The sequence below is a fragment of the Rhabdonatronobacter sediminivivens genome (assembly GCF_013415485.1).
In the GTDB taxonomy this organism is placed as follows: domain Bacteria; phylum Pseudomonadota; class Alphaproteobacteria; order Rhodobacterales; family Rhodobacteraceae; genus Rhabdonatronobacter; species Rhabdonatronobacter sediminivivens.
This window is the reverse complement of the sequence record NZ_JACBXS010000016.1, coordinates 34,292-53,271: the sequence shown is the minus strand read 5'-3', so window position 1 is coordinate 53,271 and position 18,980 is coordinate 34,292. Positions and strand designations below refer to the sequence as shown.

At 67.4% G+C, this 18,980-nt stretch carries 17 protein-coding genes and 1 tRNA gene; 10 read left to right on the top strand and 8 right to left on the bottom strand.

The annotated features are described in order from the left end of the window. Position 1: 1 nt before the first annotated feature. Positions 2-778 carry a dienelactone hydrolase family protein gene (locus tag HUK65_RS09580; RefSeq protein ID WP_235441871.1) on the bottom strand — a complete coding sequence of 259 codons (777 nt, stop codon included), beginning with the start codon at positions 776-778 and terminating at the stop codon, positions 2-4. A 133-nt stretch (positions 779-911) separates the two neighbouring features. Between HUK65_RS09580 and HUK65_RS09575 the strand changes: the two genes are divergently transcribed. After that, complete coding sequence (locus HUK65_RS09575; protein ID WP_179905940.1) at positions 912-1,241, top strand: DMT family transporter; 330 nt, start codon at positions 912-914, stop codon at positions 1,239-1,241. Positions 1,242-1,245: 4 nt separating this feature from the next. Continuing rightward, entirely contained in the window at positions 1,246-1,863 is a 618-nt protein-coding gene (locus tag HUK65_RS09570) for a YitT family protein (RefSeq protein WP_179905939.1), read from the top strand. Positions 1,864-1,884: 21 nt separating this feature from the next. Here HUK65_RS09570 and HUK65_RS09565 read toward each other — a convergent pair. The 3 genes from HUK65_RS09565 to HUK65_RS09555 form a co-directional block, all read right to left on the bottom strand. Then, positions 1,885-1,959: transfer RNA gene (locus HUK65_RS09565), tRNA-Gly, on the bottom strand. A gap of 45 nt (positions 1,960-2,004) precedes the next feature. After that, positions 2,005-3,021: a DUF4236 domain-containing protein gene (locus HUK65_RS09560; protein WP_179905938.1), complete on the bottom strand. Its 1,017-nt coding sequence runs from the start codon at positions 3,019-3,021 to the stop codon at positions 2,005-2,007. 80 nt (positions 3,022-3,101) lie between these two features. Further along, entirely contained in the window at positions 3,102-5,234 is a 2,133-nt protein-coding gene (locus HUK65_RS09555; RefSeq protein ID WP_327787087.1) for a ComEC/Rec2 family competence protein, read from the bottom strand. A 96-nt stretch (positions 5,235-5,330) separates the two neighbouring features. Here HUK65_RS09555 and gltX point away from each other — a divergent pair, with 96 nt between their 5' ends. From gltX to mgtE, 3 genes are all read left to right on the top strand, one after another. Beyond that, positions 5,331-6,746 (top strand): glutamate--tRNA ligase, encoded by a 1,416-nt coding sequence (gene gltX, locus HUK65_RS09550; RefSeq protein ID WP_179905937.1) that lies wholly within the window; start codon positions 5,331-5,333, stop codon positions 6,744-6,746. 83 nt (positions 6,747-6,829) lie between these two features. Continuing rightward, entirely contained in the window at positions 6,830-8,125 is a 1,296-nt protein-coding gene (gltA, locus tag HUK65_RS09545; RefSeq protein ID WP_179905936.1) for a citrate synthase, read from the top strand. A 498-nt stretch (positions 8,126-8,623) separates the two neighbouring features. After that, positions 8,624-10,030, top strand: a complete 1,407-nt coding sequence (gene mgtE, locus HUK65_RS09540) for a magnesium transporter (protein ID WP_179905935.1) — start codon at positions 8,624-8,626, stop codon at positions 10,028-10,030. A gap of 26 nt (positions 10,031-10,056) precedes the next feature. On the opposite strand, the gene HUK65_RS09535 is transcribed toward mgtE, so the two are convergent. From HUK65_RS09535 to HUK65_RS09520, 4 genes are read right to left on the bottom strand one after another with little or no spacing between them, the layout of a single operon-like run. Beyond that, positions 10,057-10,389, bottom strand: a complete 333-nt coding sequence (locus HUK65_RS09535) for an Hpt domain-containing protein (RefSeq protein WP_179905934.1) — start codon at positions 10,387-10,389, stop codon at positions 10,057-10,059. A 47-nt stretch (positions 10,390-10,436) separates the two neighbouring features. Next, positions 10,437-11,660, bottom strand: coding sequence for an MFS transporter (locus HUK65_RS09530; protein WP_179905933.1), 1,224 nt, complete (start codon positions 11,658-11,660; stop codon positions 10,437-10,439). 47 nt (positions 11,661-11,707) lie between these two features. Continuing rightward, positions 11,708-12,607 carry an NAD(P)-dependent oxidoreductase gene (locus HUK65_RS09525; protein WP_179905932.1) on the bottom strand — a complete coding sequence of 300 codons (900 nt, stop codon included), beginning with the start codon at positions 12,605-12,607 and terminating at the stop codon, positions 11,708-11,710. Between the two features lie 42 nt (positions 12,608-12,649). Further along, positions 12,650-14,089: an aldehyde dehydrogenase family protein gene (locus HUK65_RS09520; protein ID WP_179905931.1), complete on the bottom strand. Its 1,440-nt coding sequence runs from the start codon at positions 14,087-14,089 to the stop codon at positions 12,650-12,652. 152 nt (positions 14,090-14,241) lie between these two features. Between HUK65_RS09520 and HUK65_RS09515 the strand changes: the two genes are divergently transcribed. From HUK65_RS09515 to ureC, 5 genes are all read left to right on the top strand, one after another. Next, positions 14,242-15,441 (top strand): M20 family metallo-hydrolase, encoded by a 1,200-nt coding sequence (locus tag HUK65_RS09515; RefSeq protein ID WP_179905930.1) that lies wholly within the window; start codon positions 14,242-14,244, stop codon positions 15,439-15,441. Positions 15,442-15,713: 272 nt separating this feature from the next. Further along, the gene (locus tag HUK65_RS09510; protein WP_179905980.1) at positions 15,714-16,526 is read left to right on the top strand and encodes an urease accessory protein UreD; all 813 of its coding nucleotides are present in this window, start codon (positions 15,714-15,716) and stop codon (positions 16,524-16,526) included. 10 nt (positions 16,527-16,536) lie between these two features. Further along, positions 16,537-16,854: an urease subunit gamma gene (locus HUK65_RS09505; RefSeq protein WP_179905929.1), complete on the top strand. Its 318-nt coding sequence runs from the start codon at positions 16,537-16,539 to the stop codon at positions 16,852-16,854. Continuing rightward, positions 16,851-17,156: an urease subunit beta gene (locus HUK65_RS09500; RefSeq protein ID WP_179905928.1), complete on the top strand. Its 306-nt coding sequence runs from the start codon at positions 16,851-16,853 to the stop codon at positions 17,154-17,156. The genes HUK65_RS09505 and HUK65_RS09500 overlap by 4 nt, the downstream gene beginning before the upstream one ends. After that, positions 17,156-18,874 (top strand): urease subunit alpha, encoded by a 1,719-nt coding sequence (gene ureC / locus HUK65_RS09495; protein ID WP_179905927.1) that lies wholly within the window; start codon positions 17,156-17,158, stop codon positions 18,872-18,874. The genes HUK65_RS09500 and ureC overlap by 1 nt, the downstream gene beginning before the upstream one ends. Positions 18,875-18,980: the final 106 nt, after the last annotated feature.

Below are 18,980 nucleotides of genomic sequence, written 5' to 3'. Positions count from 1 at the left end.
CTCACATCACCCGGTCCAGGAAGCGCAGCAGCCCCGACCAGCTGTCGCGGTCGGCGCGCAGATCGTAATCCCCTGACCCCCAGACGGTGAAGGAATGGCGCGCACCGCCAAAGACCTGCGCATCATGGGGCACCCCGGCGTCTTGCAGATCATCCAGAAGCGCTGCCAGATCCGCCATCCCGGACACCGGATCGGCCGAGCCATGAAACAGCATCACCGGCGCGGCGACGGCGCTGTAATCCTGCCCTTCTGGCAGGTCCAGCCCACCGTGAAAGCTGACGAACCCGTCCAGCTCCGCGCCCGCGCGGGCCGCTTCCAGCACCGCCGCCCCGCCAAAGCAATAGCCCATCATCACCACCGGCCCGCCCGCCCCGGGCAGGTCCGCAGCCGCTTCGATCCCGCCCATCAGACGGCTGCGGAACATGTCCCGGTCGGCATACATCTCGCCCGAAAGGCGGCGATAATCCTCGATCCCCTGCGGGTCCGCATCGGCGCCATAGACATCGATGGCAAAGGCGGTGAACCCTTCGGCCGCCAGCATCTCGGCGCGCTGGCGTTCATAGGCGTCAATCCCGTTCCAGTCATGGACAATCAGCACCGTCCCGCGGGACTGCTCTAGATTGCTGTTCCAGGCGACATAGCCCTCATAGGCCATCCCGTCGATCTCGTAACTGACGGTGTCACCCATGATCTCGGCCGCCGCCATGCTGCTACCCATGGCGATCGCCAGCGCCGCAAATCCGGCCAGCGGTGCACGCATCCTGTCCATCGGCTTCATGAAACCCTCCTGTTCGCTGCCGGACTGGACGTAGCGCGAACCCGCCCCCGGTCCAGAGCCGCCGCCCGCTTGCCCCGGGCAACAGATTCTGCGACAGCTTGCGTCTGAAACCCTCGCACCCCGGAGTCCGCCCATGCACTGGCTGTTTCTCGGCCTCGCCGTCCTGTTTGAAACCATCGGCACCACGGCGCTGCAGGCCAGCCAGCAATTCACCCGCGCAGGGCCGTCGGTGGTGGTGGTCTTCGGCTACGGGATTTCCTTCTACCTGCTGTCCATCACCCTGCAATACATGCCCGTGGGCGTGGTCTATGCCATCTGGTCGGGCCTGGGGATCTGCTTCATCGCGGCCATCGGCTACCTGGTCTTTGGCCAGAAACTGGACCTGCCGGCGCTGGCCGGTATCGGCCTGATCATGGCCGGCATCCTGGTGATCAACCTGTTCTCCGACACGGCGATGCACTGATCCGATGACCACGCCAACACCCCCAGCCCCCCAGCCGCATTCCCTGCTCGAAGATGCGCAGGGCCTGCTGTTCGGTTCCCTGATCTGCGCCTTTGGCGTGCATGTGCTGACCTCGGCCGGTCTGGTGACGGGCCAGACCGCCGGGCTTGCAGTGCTGATCTCCTACGCTACGGGCTGGAGCTTCGGCCCGGTGTTCTTCGCCATCAACCTGCCGTTCTATGCCCTGGCGCTCGCGCGCATGGGCATGGGCTTCACGGTGCGCACATTCGTCGCCGTAGGGCTGCTGTCACTCTTCAGCGCTCTCATCCCGCTGCTGATCACCTTCGACAGGCTGCACCCGCTGGGCGCGGCAATCCTGTTCGGCGTGGTGACCGGTCCCGGGCTGCTCGCGCTGTTTCGCCACCGCGCCAGCCTTGGCGGTGTCGGGATCCTGGCGCTCTGGGTGCAGGACAGGCTCGGCGTGCAGGCGGGCTGGGTGCAACTGGCGGTCGATGCAGGCATCTTCGCCCTGGCCTTCGCGCTGATCGACCCGATGCTGGTGCTCTACTCGGCGCTCGGGGCGCTGATCGTCAACCTTATCATCGCCATCAACCACCGCCGCGACCGCTATATCGGCACCTGATCGAACATCGGCAGGAAGGGCTGGAGCGGGTAGCGGGAATCGAACCCGCCTCCTGGGCTTGGGAAGCCCATGTAATAACCACTATACGATACCCGCAGCTTCGGTCCCATTACTCCATCACCCGGCGCTGCGCAAGTGCTCTCACGCAGCGCCGGGCGATGGCGAAAGCGCCAACCGGTCGCGCAGATCGGCAAAGCCCGGATCCTCGGCATATAGCCGCTCAAACGCGCGCCGCGCCTGCGCTCGGCGGCCCATCTGCTCATGGAGCACCGCGCGGTCATACCGGATCTGGCGCATCAAGGTAACGGGGCGGTCCTTGCGGCGCCGGTTCGCCAATGTCAGCACCTTGATCGCGGCCTCCGGCAGGCCCAGCGCCACCAGCGCCCGCGCGCGATACAGCAGCACCGCCGTATCCACCGGGGTCTCATTCACGTGCCCCGCGGTCACCTCCACCACCCGCTCCATCAAAGCGCGGTCCCCGGGTGTATCAAGCGCCAGTTCGGCGAAGGAGAGCACCACCACCGGATCGCCCGGGCCCGCCACCAACAATGCCTCGATATGGCCCATGGCGCTGGCGGGATCGCGCTCGGCCTGGGCTATCTCCACCAAGGCCAGCCGAGTCCCGCGCTCCCGCGGCCGGACATGGGCGGTGATCTCATCGGTCACCGGCAGGCTGATCTGCGCATCGATCCCGTATTTGGCATAGAGCACGCCCAACTCCGCCCGCCCCTCCAGCGCCCGGGTCAGATGTGCGCGGGCAGTGGCCAGATCCTCGCGCTGCAGACGCAGCATCCCCGCCATCCAGGCCGCGTCAGGCAGCGTGCGCGCAGCCTCCAGTTCTTCCAGCGCCACCGCGTCCTTGCCGTCGTTCAGGGCGCGCAACCCATCGACAAAGCCACGCTCATCGGCGGGCGTGACCAACCGGCGAAAGAACCCCAGAGACAGCCGGTCCCGCTGCGGCACCCGCGCGCCGCCCGGCCGGTCATGCACCGTATAGAACAGCCCCGTCCCCGGCAGCCCCACGGTGGAGCGATTGCCCCGCGGGCTGATGGTGTATTTGGCCCCGCGCGGCCCGAACGAGACCGAGGCCGTGGACTTCGACAGGTTCAGCGTGACACCGGGCGCCAGTCGAACGCGCCGCCAGAACCGAAAACTCATGCAACCCCCTTGCAATGCACCCCCCCGAACGTGCCCGAAGGCTGGCATATCCCCGGCCGCCCGGCAACCGCGCCGATCGGTCACGGCAGCGGCGCCCGGGCCGGGCGGCCCGCTCCACGCCCGGTCCAGGGCCGCACCCCCGCGCGCTCGGCCACGCTGACCCCGCGCAGCGCGCCGTTGCGGTCCAGCGCATAGGCCAACGCACCGCTGTCGCGCAGGTCCGAGGGCGCGAGGATCAGACACCCGCCGGGGCGGTCCTCGGGCTCGACCGTGATCACCACCACCCGCCCGGGGCGGCAGGCATCCGCCAGCGCCGCGCGCGCGCCCCGCCCGCTCAGATGCACGAACTCCGTTTCTCCCAGCCGCAGCACCACTGCGCCGCGGTCTTCGGGGGTGAAACGGCGGGCAAAGGCCTCCGCCTGCGCGGCGCCGTCACCATCGCCTGCCAGCCAGTTCGCCGCCGCATAGCCCGAGGATCGCGGCTGGCTCAGCACCCGGCCCTGCGGCGTCATCGCCCCCACCAGAGCTGCATCCCCCGAAATCAGCACGCCCGGCCGCGGCGCCATGCCCCAGCCCAGCAGGGCCAGGGCGCAGGCAGCTACCCCCGTTGCCCGCACCCACCCCGGGATCAGGATCACCCATAACGCCCCCAGCGCCATCACCGGCAAGACCCAGCCCGGGGCGGCGGGGACCGGCATCACCGCCCCCTCCAGCCCCGCCACCCAGGCCGCCACCCAAAGGATCCAGCGGGTGCCCAGATCCATCAGCCACAACCCCACCCACTGCAACCCCAGCGGCGCCAGCACCGCCGCCAGCACCGCCGCCGGCATGATCAGCGACCCCATCAGCGGCACCGCCAGCAGATTGGCCAGCAACCCGTATTCCGAAACCCGGTGGAAATGCGTCGCCGCAACCGGTGCCGTGGCCAGCCCGGCCACCACCGAACAGACCACCAGCCCCACCACTGGCATCGTCCAGCGCGGCATGCGCGCGCGCCAATCCCGTTCCTCGCGCAGGGCGCGGAACACGGCAACCAGCGCAATCGTGGCCGCAAATGACATCTGGAACCCGGCCGAAAGCAATGCCTCGGGCCGCAGGCACAGGATCAGCGTTGCCGCAATCGCCACCGACCGCAGCGAGATCGCGCGCCGGTCCAGCATCACCGCCACCAGCATCACCGCCACCATGACAAAGGCGCGTTCCGTGGCCACATTCCCCCCCGAGAGCAGCAGATAGAACGCCCCTGCCCCCAGCGCCCCCAACGCCGCCATCTTGCGCGTGGGCAGGCGCAGCGCCAGCGGCGGGATCAGCGCCAGCCCCAGCCGCAGGGCGCCAAACACCACCCCCGTCAACAGCCCCATATGCAGCCCCGAGATCGCCAGCAGATGTGCCAGGTTCGAATCGCGCAGGTCCTGCAGCCGCTCACGGCTGATGGCCCCGCGGTCGCCGGTCAGGATGGCGGCGGCAAAGGCGCCGGTATCGCCGGGCAGTTCCGCCTGCACGGCCGCCGAAATCCGCATCCGCAACCGCTGCACCGCCAACCCTGCGCTCCCCTCAACGGCCGGCGCCAGCGCGAGGACGGGCGTGCGCGTGTAACCGACTGCGCCCAGCCCTTCGAACCAGGCATGGCGGCGAAAATCGAACCCGCCGGGTTCCGAGGGCGCGTTGGGCGGCGACAGATGCCCGGTCAGGATCACCCGCATCCCCGGTTCGGGCGTGATGAAGCCCTGCTGCCCGTGCAGCGAGACCCGCACCCGCTCCGGGGTGCGCCCGGGGCTGATCCGCTCCAGCACCACCTGATCCAGCGTCAGCCGCAGCGCATCGCCCGAGGATCGGTCGATCACCACGATCCGCCCCTCGATCGCGCCGTAGTAGTGCCAGCCCAGCACCGGCGCGGCGACCAGATGCGTGCGCAGGCCCGCCACCCCCAGCCCCGCCCCCAGCAGCGCCAGCCCCAGCGCCAGCGGCGCGGCGTTCTCCGGAAGTCGCCAGGCCGCACCCGCCAGGGCCAGAACCGCCAGCCCCAGCGCCGCCCATTCCTGAGGCGTCGGCTCTCGCGGCAGGGAAAAATAGGCGCCGATCCCGCAGGCCAGCACCACCGGCACAAACAGGAACAGCCGCCCCCGCAGCCCCGCCACCCAGGCCAGCGAAAGCCCCCCGGGGGCCAAACCCCGTGGCCACCCCCGCAGGGGCGCGGTGACATCCTGCAGCACTCTTGCCACCCTACTGCCGATTCCCTAAGACATTGCCACTGTGTCCTTGCGCCTTAGCTGACACGCATCTTGGTTACAGAAAGGTTAACACCCGCAATGACACCCCCGAACACCCCGACCCCGGTTGTGACCCGCTTTGCGCCTTCGCCCACCGGGTTCCTGCATATCGGGGGAGCGCGCACGGCGTTGTTCAACTGGCTGTTCGCGCGCGGTCGCGGGGGAAAGTTCCTGCTGCGGATCGAAGACACCGACCGCGCCCGCTCCACCCCCGAGGCGACCGAGAAGATCCTGACCGGCCTGCGCTGGCTGGGGCTGGACTGGGACGGCGAGGCGATCAGCCAGGCCGCCCGCGCCGACCGCCATGCCGAAATCGCCCATGCCATGCTGGCCAGCGGCGCCGCCTACAAATGCTTTGCCACCCAGGACGAGATCGAGGCCTTCCGCGAGGCCGCCCGGGCCGAGGGGCGCTCGACCCTCTATCGCTCGCCCTGGCGCGAGGCCGACCCCGCCACCCACCCCGATGCCCCTTATGCCATCCGCGTGAAGGCCCCGCTGGAGGGTGAGACGGTGATCGCGGATGCGGTGCAGGGGGATGTGCGCATCGGCAATGACCAGCTCGATGACATGATCGTCCTGCGCTCGGACGGGACGCCGACCTATATGCTGGCGGTGGTGGTGGATGACCATGACATGGGCGTGACCCATGTGATCCGCGGGGATGATCACCTCAACAACGCCGCGCGGCAGATGCTGGTCTATGCCGCCATGGGCTGGGAGGTGCCGGTCTGGGCGCATATCCCGCTGATCCATGGCCCCGATGGCAAGAAACTGTCCAAACGCCATGGTGCGCTGGGGATCGAGGAATACCAGCGCATGGGCTATCCCTCTGCGGCCATCCGCAACTATCTGGCGCGGCTGGGCTGGAGCCATGGCGATGACGAATTCTTCACCGATGCCCAGGCGCTGGAGTGGTTCGGGCTGGAGGGGATCAACAAGGCCCCCGCGCGGCTGGACCTGAAGAAACTGGACCATCTGACCGCGCTGCACATGAGCGCGGGCGACGATGCTGCACTGCTGCATGAACTGGAGGAATTCCTGGCAATCACCGGTGCCCCCCCCTTGACCGAAGGTCAGCGCGATGGCCTGATGCGCGCCATGCCCATGGTCAGGGATCGCGCGAAGGGTTTTCCGCAAATTATTGAAAAGGCGCATTTTGTAATGACTTCGCGCCCGATCGAGCCGGACGCGAAAGCGGCCAGGGCACTGGACGATGTATCCCGTGGTATACTGAGGGAATTGACGCCGCAGCTGCAAAATGCTATCTGGCAGCGCGAGGTTCTGGAGGGGGTTGTCACCAAAGCGGCCGAAGCGCGCGACCTGGGGCTGGGCAAGCTGGCCCAACCGCTGCGCGCGGCCCTTGCGGGACGCATGGCCACCCCGAGCGTGTTTGACATGATGCTCGTACTGGGCCGGGAGGAAACCCTGGCCCGGATCGAGGATGCTACAGCCTGACAGCGGCGGCAGATGGCCGCCCATAGAGGGCTCAACCGCCTGCTTGGCGCCCCGGCGCGCAGGCTTCTGGGAAAGGATGTGCTATGGCTGAAAACACCTCGAAGGCGACGCTCAGCTTCAACGGCAAAACGCTTGAACTGCCGATGCAATCGCCCACCGTCGGCCCCGATGTGATCGACATCCGAAAGCTTTACGCCGATGGTGATGTCTTCACCTTCGATCCGGGCTTCACCTCGACCGCATCCTGCCAATCCTCGATCACCTATATCGACGGCGACCTGGGCGAGCTGCTGCACCGCGGATATCCGATCGACGAACTGGCTGACAAGTCACATTACCTGGAGGTCTGTTACCTGCTGCTCTATGGCGAATTGCCCACCGCCGCGCAGCTGGAGGATTTCGAAACCCGCGTCACCCGTCACACCATGCTGCATGAACAGATGCAGTATTTCTTTCGCGGGTTCCGGCGCGATGCCCATCCGATGGCCATCATGGTCGGTGTGGTCGGCGCCATGTCCGCCTTCTACCATGACAGCACCGATATCAGCGACCCCTGGCAGCGCGAGGTCGCCGCGATCCGCATGATCGCCAAGATGCCGACCATCGCCGCCTGGGCCTACAAGTATTCGATCGGCCAGCCCTTCGTGTACCCCAGGAACAACCTGGATTACGCGGCCAACTTCCTGCACATGTGCTTTGCCGTTCCGTCCGAGGAATACGTGGTTGATCCGATCCTGGCCAAGGCCATGGACCGTATCATGATGCTGCATGCCGACCATGAGCAGAATGCCAGCACCTCGACCGTGCGCCTGGCCGGGTCATCGGGGGCCAATCCGTTTGCCTCGATCGCCGCCGGCATTGCCTGCCTCTGGGGGCCGGCCCATGGCGGGGCGAACCAGGCCTGCCTGGAGATGCTGCGCCAGATCGGCACCGTGGACAACATCCCGGAATACATCAAGCGCGCCAAGGACAAGGATGACCCCTTCCGCCTGATGGGCTTTGGCCACCGGGTCTACAAGAATTTCGACCCGCGCGCCAAGGTCATGAAGGAAAGCGCCGATGAGGTGCTCAACCTTCTGGGGATCGAGGATAACGAGACGCTGAAGGTCGCCAAGGAGCTGGAGCGAATCGCGCTGGAGGATGAGTTCTTCGTGGAGAAGAAGCTCTATCCGAATGTCGATTTCTACTCCGGCATCATCCTTGAGGCCATGGGCTTTCCGACCTCGATGTTCACACCGATCTTTGCGCTGTCGCGCACCGTCGGCTGGATCAGCCAGTGGAAGGAAATGATCGGCGATCCCCAGCAGAAGATCGGGCGGCCGCGTCAGCTTTACACCGGGGCGCCGCGTCGGTCCTATTCCGAAGTTGAGGATCGCTGACCCCGGACGGGGTTTTCCGGGCTCAACCGGCGGGCAGGCAGCGCCCATGCGTCGCGCCCGCCCACCCACCCCGCGCCGCATGGGCGCTGCCCGGCACGAATGCGTGCCGGGCGTTTTCCTTTGCAGGGCTACGCGTATATATCCCTGCCTGCAGAGTACTTTGGCAGGTGATGCTCATCCTGTCCGAAGCCCTGCAGGCTTGCCACGGCGGTCTGCCGCTGCACCCTGACCCGCGGTGGCGCATGAAATTGCGATCCCGTCCCGCCCGGGGGGTTTGACAAGCCCTGCTCTGCGCCCTATCGCTTCGCCTGCTCCTTGCGATCAGAGGGGCGCAACATAGCGGAACGTTGATGGACGGCGGTTCCAGTCTGGCCCCGAAAGCGGGGGCAGGCCTATCAGCGGGGCAAGCGCCCCGGAACATGACGCGCAGGGCCGCGCCCGGCATGCGGGAGTGATCGCCTGCTGCCCCGCCCTTGCGCTTTGGCAGGAGGATCGGGGATGACGAAACACACCACCCTTGCGGATTTCCGATTTGATCCCGATGCTCAGCAGGACGGCTATGTCGATGCTGCCTTCATCGCACTGGAAATCACACGCCTGTTGCGCGACAACGAGCTGACGACGGTCCGCGAATTCCTGGAAACGCAGGAACTGGCCGATGTTGCCGCCTATGTCGAAGAGCTGGACGCAGACCATGACCTGCAGGCCATGCGCCTTTTGCCGCTGCATGATCAGGCCGAGTTGATCGGCTATCTGCGCCCTTCCAGCCAGGTGGCGATTGCCACCGCCCTGTCACGGCGCGAACTGGCGCGGCTGATGACCGCCATGAGCCATGACGAACGCGCCGACCTCTACAAGCATCTGGAGCCCGAGGCGCAGGAGGCCATCCTGCCTGCCCTGACCAAGGCGGAGCGCGAGGATCTGCGGCGGCTGGCGGCCTATGAGGAATGGACCGTGGGGTCGGTGATGACCTCGGACTATGCCACGCTGCGCCCGGAGATGACCTCGAGCGAGGCGATCGAGGCCCTACGCGCCCAGGCGCTTGAGGCCGAGACGATCTACAATGCCTATATCGTCAATGACGCGCGCCAGCTGGTGGGCGTGGTCAGCCTGCGCGACCTTCTGACCGCGCGCCCCCGCCAGCCGGTCTCGGACGTGATGGAGACCGATCCGATCTGGATCCGCGCCGAGGCCGAGCAGGAGGAAGCCGCCCGCATGGTCGCCCGCTATGACCTGCTGGCGCTGCCGGTGCTGGATGCCGAGGACCGGCTGGTGGGGATCGTCACCGCCGATGACGCCATGGACGTGGTCGAAGACGAAACCACCGAGGACATTCACAAGAGCGGGATGGTCGCGCCCTTTGAGACCTCGGTGGCCGAAGCGACCATCGCCATGCTTTACAAGGCGCGGATCTACTGGCTTGTGCTGCTGGTCTTCGGCAACATCTTCTCGGGCGCGGGGATCGCGGCCTTCGAGGATACCATCGCCGCGCATCTGTCGCTGCTGTTCTTCCTGCCGCTGCTGATCGCGTCAGGCGGGAATGCGGGCACGCAATCGGCCACGCTGATGGTGCGCGCGCTGGCGACGGGCGATGTGCGGGTCAGCGATTTCGGCTGGCTGTTGGGGCGTGAGGCGGTGATTGCGCTGGCGTTGGGGCTGACCATGGCGCTGGCGGTATCGCTGATCGGGGTCTGGCGCGGGGGGCCGGAAATCGCCGTGGTGGTGGCGCTGTCGATGGTGGCGATCGTGCTGATCGGGGCGCTGCTGGGCATGTGCCTGCCGTTCATCTTCGCCAAGGTTGACCGCGACCCGGCGGCGGCCTCGGGGCCGCTGGTGACCTCGATTGCCGATGTGCTGGGGGTGCTGATGTATTTCGGCATCGCTTCGGTGCTGCTGGATTTCTGAGCGGGCAGCGCGCGGGCAGCGGGGGCTCAGCGTCCTGCCACGGCGGCGACCTCGCTTTCCAGCAGGCTGCGGCAGCGCCGGATCGCCGCGTCTATGGCGGCAAGGCAGGCTGCGGGGAATATGCCGCCGTGCAGGGCCTTTTCCGCCTGAATACACAGCGTGTTCAGATCGTCGCAGCCGGCATTCGAGGCCACGCCGCGCAGGGCGTGCAGGGCAGCGATCACCCCCTCCCGCCGGGAAACCGCCTTGCGCAGGTGTGCGTGTGGCTCCTCCATGTCCTGCAGAACCTGCCGCAGAAGCAGGACATAATCCTTGCCCATGAGGATGCGTAATTCGCGCAGGCGCTTGGGATCATTCATGATGTCACTCTACATGACCACCCCCCCGAGGCAACACCCCCGGGGCTTCAGGCACGGGCGGGTTGCGGCGTTCGGGGCCGCAGCGTGCGGCTCAGGATCAGCAGCATGATGGCAATGTTCATCGCGTTCCAGACGATCCCGTTGATGAAGGCCAACTGGTACGAGCCGGTGACATCATGGATCCAGCCCGACATCCAGCCCCCCAGCGCCATGCCCAGGATGGTGGCCATGATCACGAAGCCCACCCGGGCGCCAGCCTCACGCGCGGGCATGTATTCGCGCACGATCAGCGCATAGGCCGGCACGATCCCCCCCTGCGCCAGCCCAAAGACCAGGCTGACCATATAGAGCGAAACCAGCCCCCCCGCAGGCAGATACAGGAACAGCGCCAGCATCTGCAGCACCGATCCAATCAGCAGCGTCAGCACGCCCCCCAGCCGGTCCGCCACCAGCCCCGAGACCACGCGCGAGACCACGCCCCCCAGCAGCATCAGGGACAGCATCTCGGCCCCCACTGCCGGGCCATAGCCCAGGTCCACGCAGAGCGCCACGATATGCACCTGCGGCATGGACATGGCCACGCAGCACCCCACCCCGGCCAGGGCCAGCAGCCAGGCCAGGGCCCTGGGGGAAAATCCCGTGCCGCCGCGCGGACCCCAGGCATGGCCCGCCGTTGCCGTCATGGTCAGCTCCGGCACCCGGCGGCGCAGCAGCAGCGCCAGCGGGATCACCAGCACCGTGACAATCACCGCCAGCGCCAGGCAGACCGCGCGCCAGCCATGGTCCGCCAGCACCCCCGCCAGCACAATTGGCCAGATCGCCCCGGACAGGTAGTTGCCGCTGGCCGTGACGGCCACGGCAATGCCCCGGCGCCGGAAGAACCAGTGCGAGATATCGGCGATGAGCGGCCCGAAGCTGGCCGCCGTGCCCAGCCCGATGACGAAATGCACCAGCGACAGCATCAGCATCGACCCGCTGGCCGCCGCTCCCAGATAGCCCAGCCCCGACAGCAGGCTGGCCCCGATCAGCGCATAGGTCACGCCAAAGCGGTCCACCGCGCGGCCGATCACCAGATTGCCCAGCGCAAACCCCAGCATGGTCAGCGTATAGGGCAGCGCGCTGTCCGCCCGCGAGACGCCGAACTCCGCCTGCACCGCAGGCAGGATCACGATGACCGACCACATCCCCACATTGCCGATGGTGGCAATGACCAGGGTGACCGCCAACCGGGTCCAGGAATAGCGGCTGTCAAAGATCTGCGGGTCGGACATCGGGGGCTCGGTCTGCTCTGGGGCGGGGCGGGGCAAGGGGCGCGGGGTTACTCAAGCCGGGCGGGGAACCCCTCGGCGCGCAGGTCGGTGTCCAGCAGATCCTCCAGCAACCTGGCGATCATGGGCGATTCCGCCGACCCGCCATAGGCGGCACGCGCGGCCACATAAGTCTGTTCCGTGGCCGATGCCAGATCCAGCGGCACGCCGAATTCGCGTCCGAATCCCAGCGCAAAACCCAGATCCTTGAGCGCCAGATCGATATTGAACCCGATGTCATACGAGCCGTTCAGGATCAGCGCGCCTTCGGTTTCATGCACGAAGGAATTGCCCGAGGACGCCTGGATCGCCGCCCAGGCCTGGCCCAGGTCCAGCCCGCCGCGCTTTGCCAGCATCAGCGCCTCGGCGCTGGCTTTCAGGTGGATGAAGGCCAGCATGTTGGTGATCACCTTGATGATCGACGCAGACCCCAGCGGCCCGATGTGAAAGACCCGGTTGCCCATGGCCTCCAGCGCAGGCATGTGCAGCTCTACAAGATCGACATCGCCCCCGGGCAGCATGGTGATCTCACCCCGCGCGGCCAGATGCACGCCCCCCGTCACCGGCAGTTCCAGCATCCGCACCCCATGGGCGCTGGCGCGTTCGGCAAAGGCCAGCACATCATCGCGCCCCAGGGTGGACATTTCGATCCAGGTTGCGCCGGGGCGCATCTGCGTCAGGATCTGGTCCAGGACCTGCGCCGTCACCGCCGGAGACGGCAGGCAGGTGATGACATGATCCACCGCACCGGCCAGATCGGCGGGACTGTCGGCCCAGGCCGCGCCCAGCGCAATGCACGGCGCGGCCTGGGTCCGGTCCAGATCATGCACGCTCAGCCCAAACCCCGCCTGCGCCAGCCGCGCCGCACAATGCCCCCCCAGATTGCCCAGCCCGATATAGCCATAATGCATCGCCGCTTTCTCCCTTTATTTCAGATTACTGCGCGGCAAAGCTCAGTCATCGCCGTAACCGACCAGCGCCTTCAGTTCGCAGAAATCATGGATGGCCCAATCGGCATATTCGCGCCCGTTTCCGGATTGCTTGTAGCCGCCAAAGGGTGCGTGCACGTCCCAGTCCGGCGCGTTGATCTGCACCTGCCCGGCCTGCAGGCGCCGCGCCACCGCGCGGGCCTCATCGGGGGCGCCCTGGACATAGGCGGCCAGGCCATAGACCGTGTCATTGGCCATGGCCACGGCGTCATCCACGCTGTCATAGGGCAGGACAGACAGCACAGGGCCAAAGATCTCCTCGCGCGCGATGGTCATGGTATTGGCCACATCCCCGAACACCGTGGGCCGGGCGAAATGGCCCCGGTTGAGGCCTTCGGGGCGGCCCGGTCCTCCGGCGATCAGGCGGGCGCCTTCGGCCATGCCGGCCTCGATCAGGGTCTGAACCTTGTCGAATTGCGCGCGGCTGACCAAAGGGCCCATATCGGTTTCGCTGTCCAGCGGATCGCCCACACGCTTGGCATCGGCGCGGGCAGCTGCGGCTTCCAGCGCGCGGGCATAGGTATCGCGGGGCACGAACATGCGCGTGGGCGCGTCACAGCTTTGCCCCGAGTTGTCCATGCAGGCATCGACCCCGGCGGCCACTGCCGCGTCCAGATCGGCCGAGGCCAGGATGATGTTGGGCGATTTGCCGCCCAGCTCCTGCGCGACGCGCTTCACCGTGGGCGCCGCGGCCACGGCCACCTGCACGCCCGCGCGGGTGGAGCCGGTAAAGGACACCATATCCACCATCGGATGCGCGGACATGGCGGCGCCGACCTCGGGGCCGGTGCCGTTGACAAGGTTGACCACACCGGGCGGCACGCCCGCCTCATGCAGGATTTCAGCAAAGATCAGCCCGGAAAGCGGTGCGATTTCCGAAGGTTTCAGCACCATGGTGCAGCCCGCCGCCAGCGCCGGCGCAACCTTGCAGACGATCTGGTTCATGGGCCAGTTCCAGGGCGTGATCAGCGCCGCCACGCCGATCCCCTCGCGGATCAGCCGGGTGGTGCCGCGCGTGTCTTCCCATGCGAAACGCTCGGCGGCCTCGATCGTGGCGGCCATGTGCAGATCGCCCGCCGCCACCTGCGCCTCATGCGAGAAGGTGATGGGCGCGCCCATTTCGGCGGTCATGGCATGGGCCAGATCATCGGCCCGGTCCAGATAGGCGGCGTGGATACGGCGCAGCAGGGCGATACGCTCGGCCACGGGGGTGGCCATGAAGGCGGGCCAGGCATCGCGCGCGGCACCTGTGGCGCGATCCACATCCGCCGAGGTGCCACAGGCGATATGGGTGACGGTTTCCTCGGTCGCGGGGTTTTCGACGGCAAGCGTCTGCGCGCCCGGGGCCGGGTCTACCCATGCGCCACCGATATAGAATTGCGACGGATGCTGCGGCAGGGTCATGGCGGGTCTCCGGTCATCAAGGTCATCTGTGCGCAGTGATGCAGTTTCCCGCCGCGATTCCAAGCGCCTTCTTGCGCCGCGGCGCTGCGCTTTACTTTTCCGTCAGCCGATCGCAGTCTGCGCAGCCTGTTGCCCCGACCAGAGGATCCCCCATGCCCCCCATCCCCGTGAACCCCGACCGTCTTCTGGCCGAACTGGACCACCTGCGCACCATCGGCGCCGTCGGGACCGGCGTTGCGCGCATTGCCTTCAGCGCCGAGGATATCACCGCGCGGCGCTGGCTGGCCGAGCGCATGGCCGCCGCCGGGCTGGAGGTCACGGTGGACGCCTGCGGGAACCTGTTCGGCCTGCCGCCCGGGGATGCGCCCTGCCTGCTGGTGGGATCGCACAGCGATACGCAGCCGCTGGGCGGGTGGCTGGACGGGATCTATGGCGTGGTTTGCGGGCTGGAGCTGGCCCGCGCGGCGCTGGAAACCGGGGGCTCGCGGATTGCCGTGGTGTCCTTTCAGGATGAGGAAGGCCGCTTTGGAGGTCTGGGCGGCAGCGCGGTCTGGGCGGGCCGGATGACCCTGGCCGAGGCGGATGAGACAGTCGATGCCGAAGGTGTCCGCTTTGGCGATGCCCGCCAGGCGGCCGCGCAGATCGGCCCGATGGGAGACATGCCGCCCGCACGCTTTTCGGCCTATGTGGAGCCGCATATCGAACAGGGCCCCGGGCTGGAGGCCGCCGGGCTGGCCCTTGGCGTGGTTGAGGCGATTGTCGGCGTCCGGCGCTGGAGCTTCACCTTCACCGGACAGGCAAATCACGCAGGCACCACGCCCATGGCACTGCGGCGCGATGCGGTGCAGGCGCTGGGGCAGTATATTCACGAGCTTAACGGCGTCTTTGCGCCACTGGTGACCGAGCGCACCGTCTGGACCCTGGGGCGCATCACGGTGGACCCCAATGCGCCCTCGATCGTGCCCGGGGCGGCGACGGTATCGGTGCAGATGCGCGATGCCGAGGCCGCGCGACTGGATGCCATGCGCGATGCGGCGCTGGAACTGGCGCAGCGGGTGGCCGCGCAGCGGGGGCTGCAACTGGCCACCGAGGAGGGGCTGAAGCTGGACCCGGTGCGTATGGATGAGGCCCTGGTGGACCGGCTGGCGGCAGGGGCCGAGGCTGTGGCGCCGGGGCGCTGGCAGCGCCTGCCATCGGGCGCGCTGCATGATGCGTGCAATGTCTCAGCGGTGGTGCCCTCGGCGATGCTGTTCGTGCCCTCCATCGGCGGGATCAGCCATAACCCGGCCGAAGACACGGCCCGCGCGGACCTGCGCACGGGGCTTCTGGCACTGGCCAGCGCCCTGGGCTGAAACGTCACCGGGCCTGGCAAGCGCCGCAGAAGCGCCCCCGGGCCGCGCCCACCCACCCACCCCGCGCGCCCCGGGGGCGCTGCCCCTGCCGATGGCAGGGGCAGGATATCGCAGCCGCGCAGCCCCTTTCGGCACCGCCTGATTTTTGAGCCTGTCGCCCAAATTCCGTGCATCGAAGGACGGTCGAGCGAACGTCCCGCCCCCATCCCCGCCGCGCAAGATTGAGCTTCGCCCGCCCTGGTGTCTTGGTCATGGGCGAACGGGGGAAGGGCATGAACGCGCAGGCCGGGATCGAACAGCTGCAGCGAAGCAAGGGCGCGGCCCATGCGGGGTTTGCCCTGTCGGACCGGCGCATATGTCTGCGAGAACTGCACCAGTCCGGGTCAGCCAAGGCGATCGTGCTGCCGGGACCCGCGCCAGAGGTGGTATTCCTCAACACTTCGGGCGGGCTGACGGGCTGTGACCGGCTGGATTATGCGCTGACCCTGGGCCCCGGCTGCCATCTCACCGCCACCACCCAGACCGCCGAGCGCATCTATCGCAGCCCCGGCGGGCTGGCGCAGATCGGCGTGCGGGCGCAGGTCGGCGCGGGCGCGCATCTGGACTGGCTGCCGCAGGAGACGATCCTCTTCGACCACGCGGCCGCCCGCCGCCGGACCGAGATCGACCTTGCCCCGGACGCCACCTGCCTGATGGCGGAAACCGTGGTTCTGGGCCGCGCCGCCATGGGCGAGAGGGTAGCCCGGACGGCATTCACCGACTGGCGCATCCTGCGGCGGGGCGCGGTGCCCCTGCATATGGAAGTGCTGCGCCTGTGCGATGCCGCCCTGCGCATGGGGGCGGCGGGGCTGGACGGGGTGCGGGCGGTGGCCTCGGTCATTCTGGCGGCGCCGGGGGCGGCGGATGCGCTGGGTCCGGTGCGCGCGTCCCTGGACGTGGATGGTGTGCGGGGGGCGGCCTCGGCCTTCGCGGGGCGGCTGGTGATACGCCTGATGGCCGCCGATGCCTGGCCCCTGCGGCTGCAGATGGTGCGCCTGCTGTCGGTGCTGCGCCCCGGCCCCCTTCCCCGCGTATGGCAATGCTGAAAGGACGCGCATGAACCTGAACCCGCGTGAAAAGGACAAGCTGCTGGTTTCCCTGGCCGCCATGGTGGCGCGCAACCGGCTGGACCGGGGTGTGAAGCTGAACCACCCCGAAGCCATTGCGCTGATCACCGATTATGTCGTCGAAGGCGCCCGCGATGGCCGGTCCGTCGCTGATCTGATGGAGGCCGGTGCCCATGTCATCACCGCCGATCAATGCATGGCCGGGGTGCCCGCGATGATCCATTCGGTGCAGGTTGAGGCCACATTCCCCGATGGCACCAAGCTGGTCACCGTCCACCACCCCATCCGTGAAAGGGCAAGCGCATGATCCCGGGCGAAATCATCACCCCCGAGGCCGAGATCGAGGTCAACACGAGCCAACCCGTCACCAGCCTGATGGTGGCCAATACCGGCGACCGGCCCGTGCAGGTGGGCAGCCACTATCACTTCGCCGAGGCCAACCCGGGGCTGGAGTTCGACCGCACCGCCGCGCGCGGGCAGCGGCTGGACATCCCCGCAGGCACCGCCGTCCGGTTCGAGCCCGGGCAGAAACGCGAGGTGCGGCTGGTCCCCTATGGCGGCGCACGCGCGGTTTATGGGTTCAACGGGCATGTGATGGGGGCGCTCTGATGGCCTACAGCATTTCCCGCGCAGCCTATGCCGACATGTATGGCCCCACGGTGGGCGACAAGGTGCGGCTGGGCGATACCGACCTGATCATCGAGGTCGAGCGCGACCTGATCGCCGAACGCGGCGGCTATGGCGAGGAGGTCAAGTTCGGCGGCGGCAAGGTCATCCGCGACGGCATGGGCCAAAGCCAGATCACGCGGGCGGATGGCGCGATGGATACCGTCATCACCAACGCGCTCATCGTCGATCACACCGGCATCACCAAGGCCGATGTGGGCCTGCGCGACGGGCGCATCCACAAGATCGGCAAGGCCGGCAACCCTGACACGCAACCGGGCGTCGATGTCATCATCGGCCCCGGGACCGAGATCATCGCCGCCGAGGGCAAGATCCTGACTGCGGGCGGGTTTGATGCGCATATCCATTTCATCTGCCCCCAGCAGATCGACGATGCCCTGCATTCCGGCCTGACCACCATGCTCGGCGGCGGCACGGGTCCGGCGCATGGCACGCTGGCCACCACCTGCACGCCGGGGCCGTGGCATATCGGGCGGATGCTGCAGGCGGCGGATGCCTTTGCCATGAACCTCGCCTTCGCGGGCAAGGGCAATGCGTCCCTCCCCGCTGCCCTGCATGAACAGGTCCGCGCGGGCGCCTGTGCGCTGAAACTGCATGAGGATTGGGGCACGACGCCTGCGGCCATCGATTGCTGCCTGTCCGTGGCCGAGGCCACCGATATTCAGGTGATGATCCACACCGACACGCTGAATGAATCGGGCTTTGTCGAAAACACGCTGGCGGCCATCGCGGGCCGGACGATCCATGCCTTCCACACCGAAGGCGCGGGCGGCGGGCATGCGCCGGACATCATCAAGGTGGTGAGCAGCCAGAACATCCTGCCCAGTTCCACCAACCCCACCATGCCCTACACCGTCAACACGATCGAGGAACACCTGGACATGCTGATGGTCTGCCACCATCTGGACCGCAAGGTGCCCGAGGATGTGGCCTTTGCGGAATCCCGCATCCGGCGCGAGACCATCGCCGCCGAGGACATCCTCCATGACATGGGCGCGTTTTCGGTCATTTCCTCGGACAGTCAGGCCATGGGCCGGGTGGGTGAGGTGATCACGCGGACCTGGCAGACCGCGCACAAGATGAAGCTGCAGCGCGGGCGGTTGGAGGGCGAACAGGGCGACAACGACAACCTGCGGGTGCGCCGCTATATCGCCAAATACACCATCAACCCGGCCATCGTGCACGGGCTGTCGGCCCACATCGGCAGCGTCGAGGACGGCAAGCGCGCCGATCTGGTCCTGTGGAACCCGGCGTTCTTTGGAGCGAAGCCCGAGATGGTCCTGATCGGCGGGTCCATCGTGGTGGCGCAGATGGGCGATCCCAATGCCTCGATCCCGGTGCAGCCCATGCATTCGCGCCCCATGTTCGGCGCCTTTGGCCGGTCGGTCGAACGCAACGCCGTCACCTTTGTGTCCCAGGCCGCGCAGGAGGACGGCATCGCCGAGGCGCTGGGCCTGGCCAAGGACACGCTTGCGGTCGAAGGCTGCCGCGGCATCGGCAAGGCGGACATGGTGCTCAACAATGCCACACCGCAGATCGAGGTGGACCCCGAAACCTATGAGGTGCGCGCCGATGGGGTGGTCCTGACCTGCGAACCGGCCAGCGAATTGCCTCTGGCACAACGGTATTTCCTGTTCTGATGGCGGGCATCCGTATTGGGCGGGAACCCGCCGCCCGTGATCTTTCTGCACCGCAGCAAATCGTGATCGGCGCGCGGGGCGCGGCAAGGAGACGTTCATGCTATAT

What these genes read in the sequence shown, in the direction of transcription:
- HUK65_RS09500 (WP_179905928.1), top strand. Translation starts at nt 16,851, where the DNA reads ATGATCCCGGGCGAAATCATCACCCCCGAGGCCGAGATCGAGGTCAAC.
- HUK65_RS09515 (WP_179905930.1), top strand. Translation starts at nt 14,242, where the DNA reads ATGCCCCCCATCCCCGTGAACCCCGACCGTCTTCTGGCCGAACTGGAC.
- HUK65_RS09520 (WP_179905931.1), bottom strand. Translation starts at nt 14,089, where the DNA reads ATGACCCTGCCGCAGCATCCGTCGCAATTCTATATCGGTGGCGCATGG.
- HUK65_RS09530 (WP_179905933.1), bottom strand. Translation starts at nt 11,660, where the DNA reads ATGTCCGACCCGCAGATCTTTGACAGCCGCTATTCCTGGACCCGGTTG.
- HUK65_RS09560 (WP_179905938.1), bottom strand. Translation starts at nt 3,021, where the DNA reads ATGAGTTTTCGGTTCTGGCGGCGCGTTCGACTGGCGCCCGGTGTCACG.
- HUK65_RS09510 (WP_179905980.1), top strand. Translation starts at nt 15,714, where the DNA reads ATGAACGCGCAGGCCGGGATCGAACAGCTGCAGCGAAGCAAGGGCGCG.
- HUK65_RS09525 (WP_179905932.1), bottom strand. Translation starts at nt 12,607, where the DNA reads ATGCATTATGGCTATATCGGGCTGGGCAATCTGGGGGGGCATTGTGCG.
- gltA (WP_179905936.1), top strand. Translation starts at nt 6,830, where the DNA reads ATGGCTGAAAACACCTCGAAGGCGACGCTCAGCTTCAACGGCAAAACG.
- HUK65_RS09580 (WP_235441871.1), bottom strand. Translation starts at nt 778, where the DNA reads ATGAAGCCGATGGACAGGATGCGTGCACCGCTGGCCGGATTTGCGGCG.
- gltX (WP_179905937.1), top strand. Translation starts at nt 5,331, where the DNA reads ATGACACCCCCGAACACCCCGACCCCGGTTGTGACCCGCTTTGCGCCT.
- HUK65_RS09505 (WP_179905929.1), top strand. Translation starts at nt 16,537, where the DNA reads ATGAACCTGAACCCGCGTGAAAAGGACAAGCTGCTGGTTTCCCTGGCC.
- mgtE (WP_179905935.1), top strand. Translation starts at nt 8,624, where the DNA reads ATGACGAAACACACCACCCTTGCGGATTTCCGATTTGATCCCGATGCT.
- HUK65_RS09570 (WP_179905939.1), top strand. Translation starts at nt 1,246, where the DNA reads ATGACCACGCCAACACCCCCAGCCCCCCAGCCGCATTCCCTGCTCGAA.
- HUK65_RS09535 (WP_179905934.1), bottom strand. Translation starts at nt 10,389, where the DNA reads ATGAATGATCCCAAGCGCCTGCGCGAATTACGCATCCTCATGGGCAAG.
- HUK65_RS09575 (WP_179905940.1), top strand. Translation starts at nt 912, where the DNA reads ATGCACTGGCTGTTTCTCGGCCTCGCCGTCCTGTTTGAAACCATCGGC.
- ureC (WP_179905927.1), top strand. Translation starts at nt 17,156, where the DNA reads ATGGCCTACAGCATTTCCCGCGCAGCCTATGCCGACATGTATGGCCCC.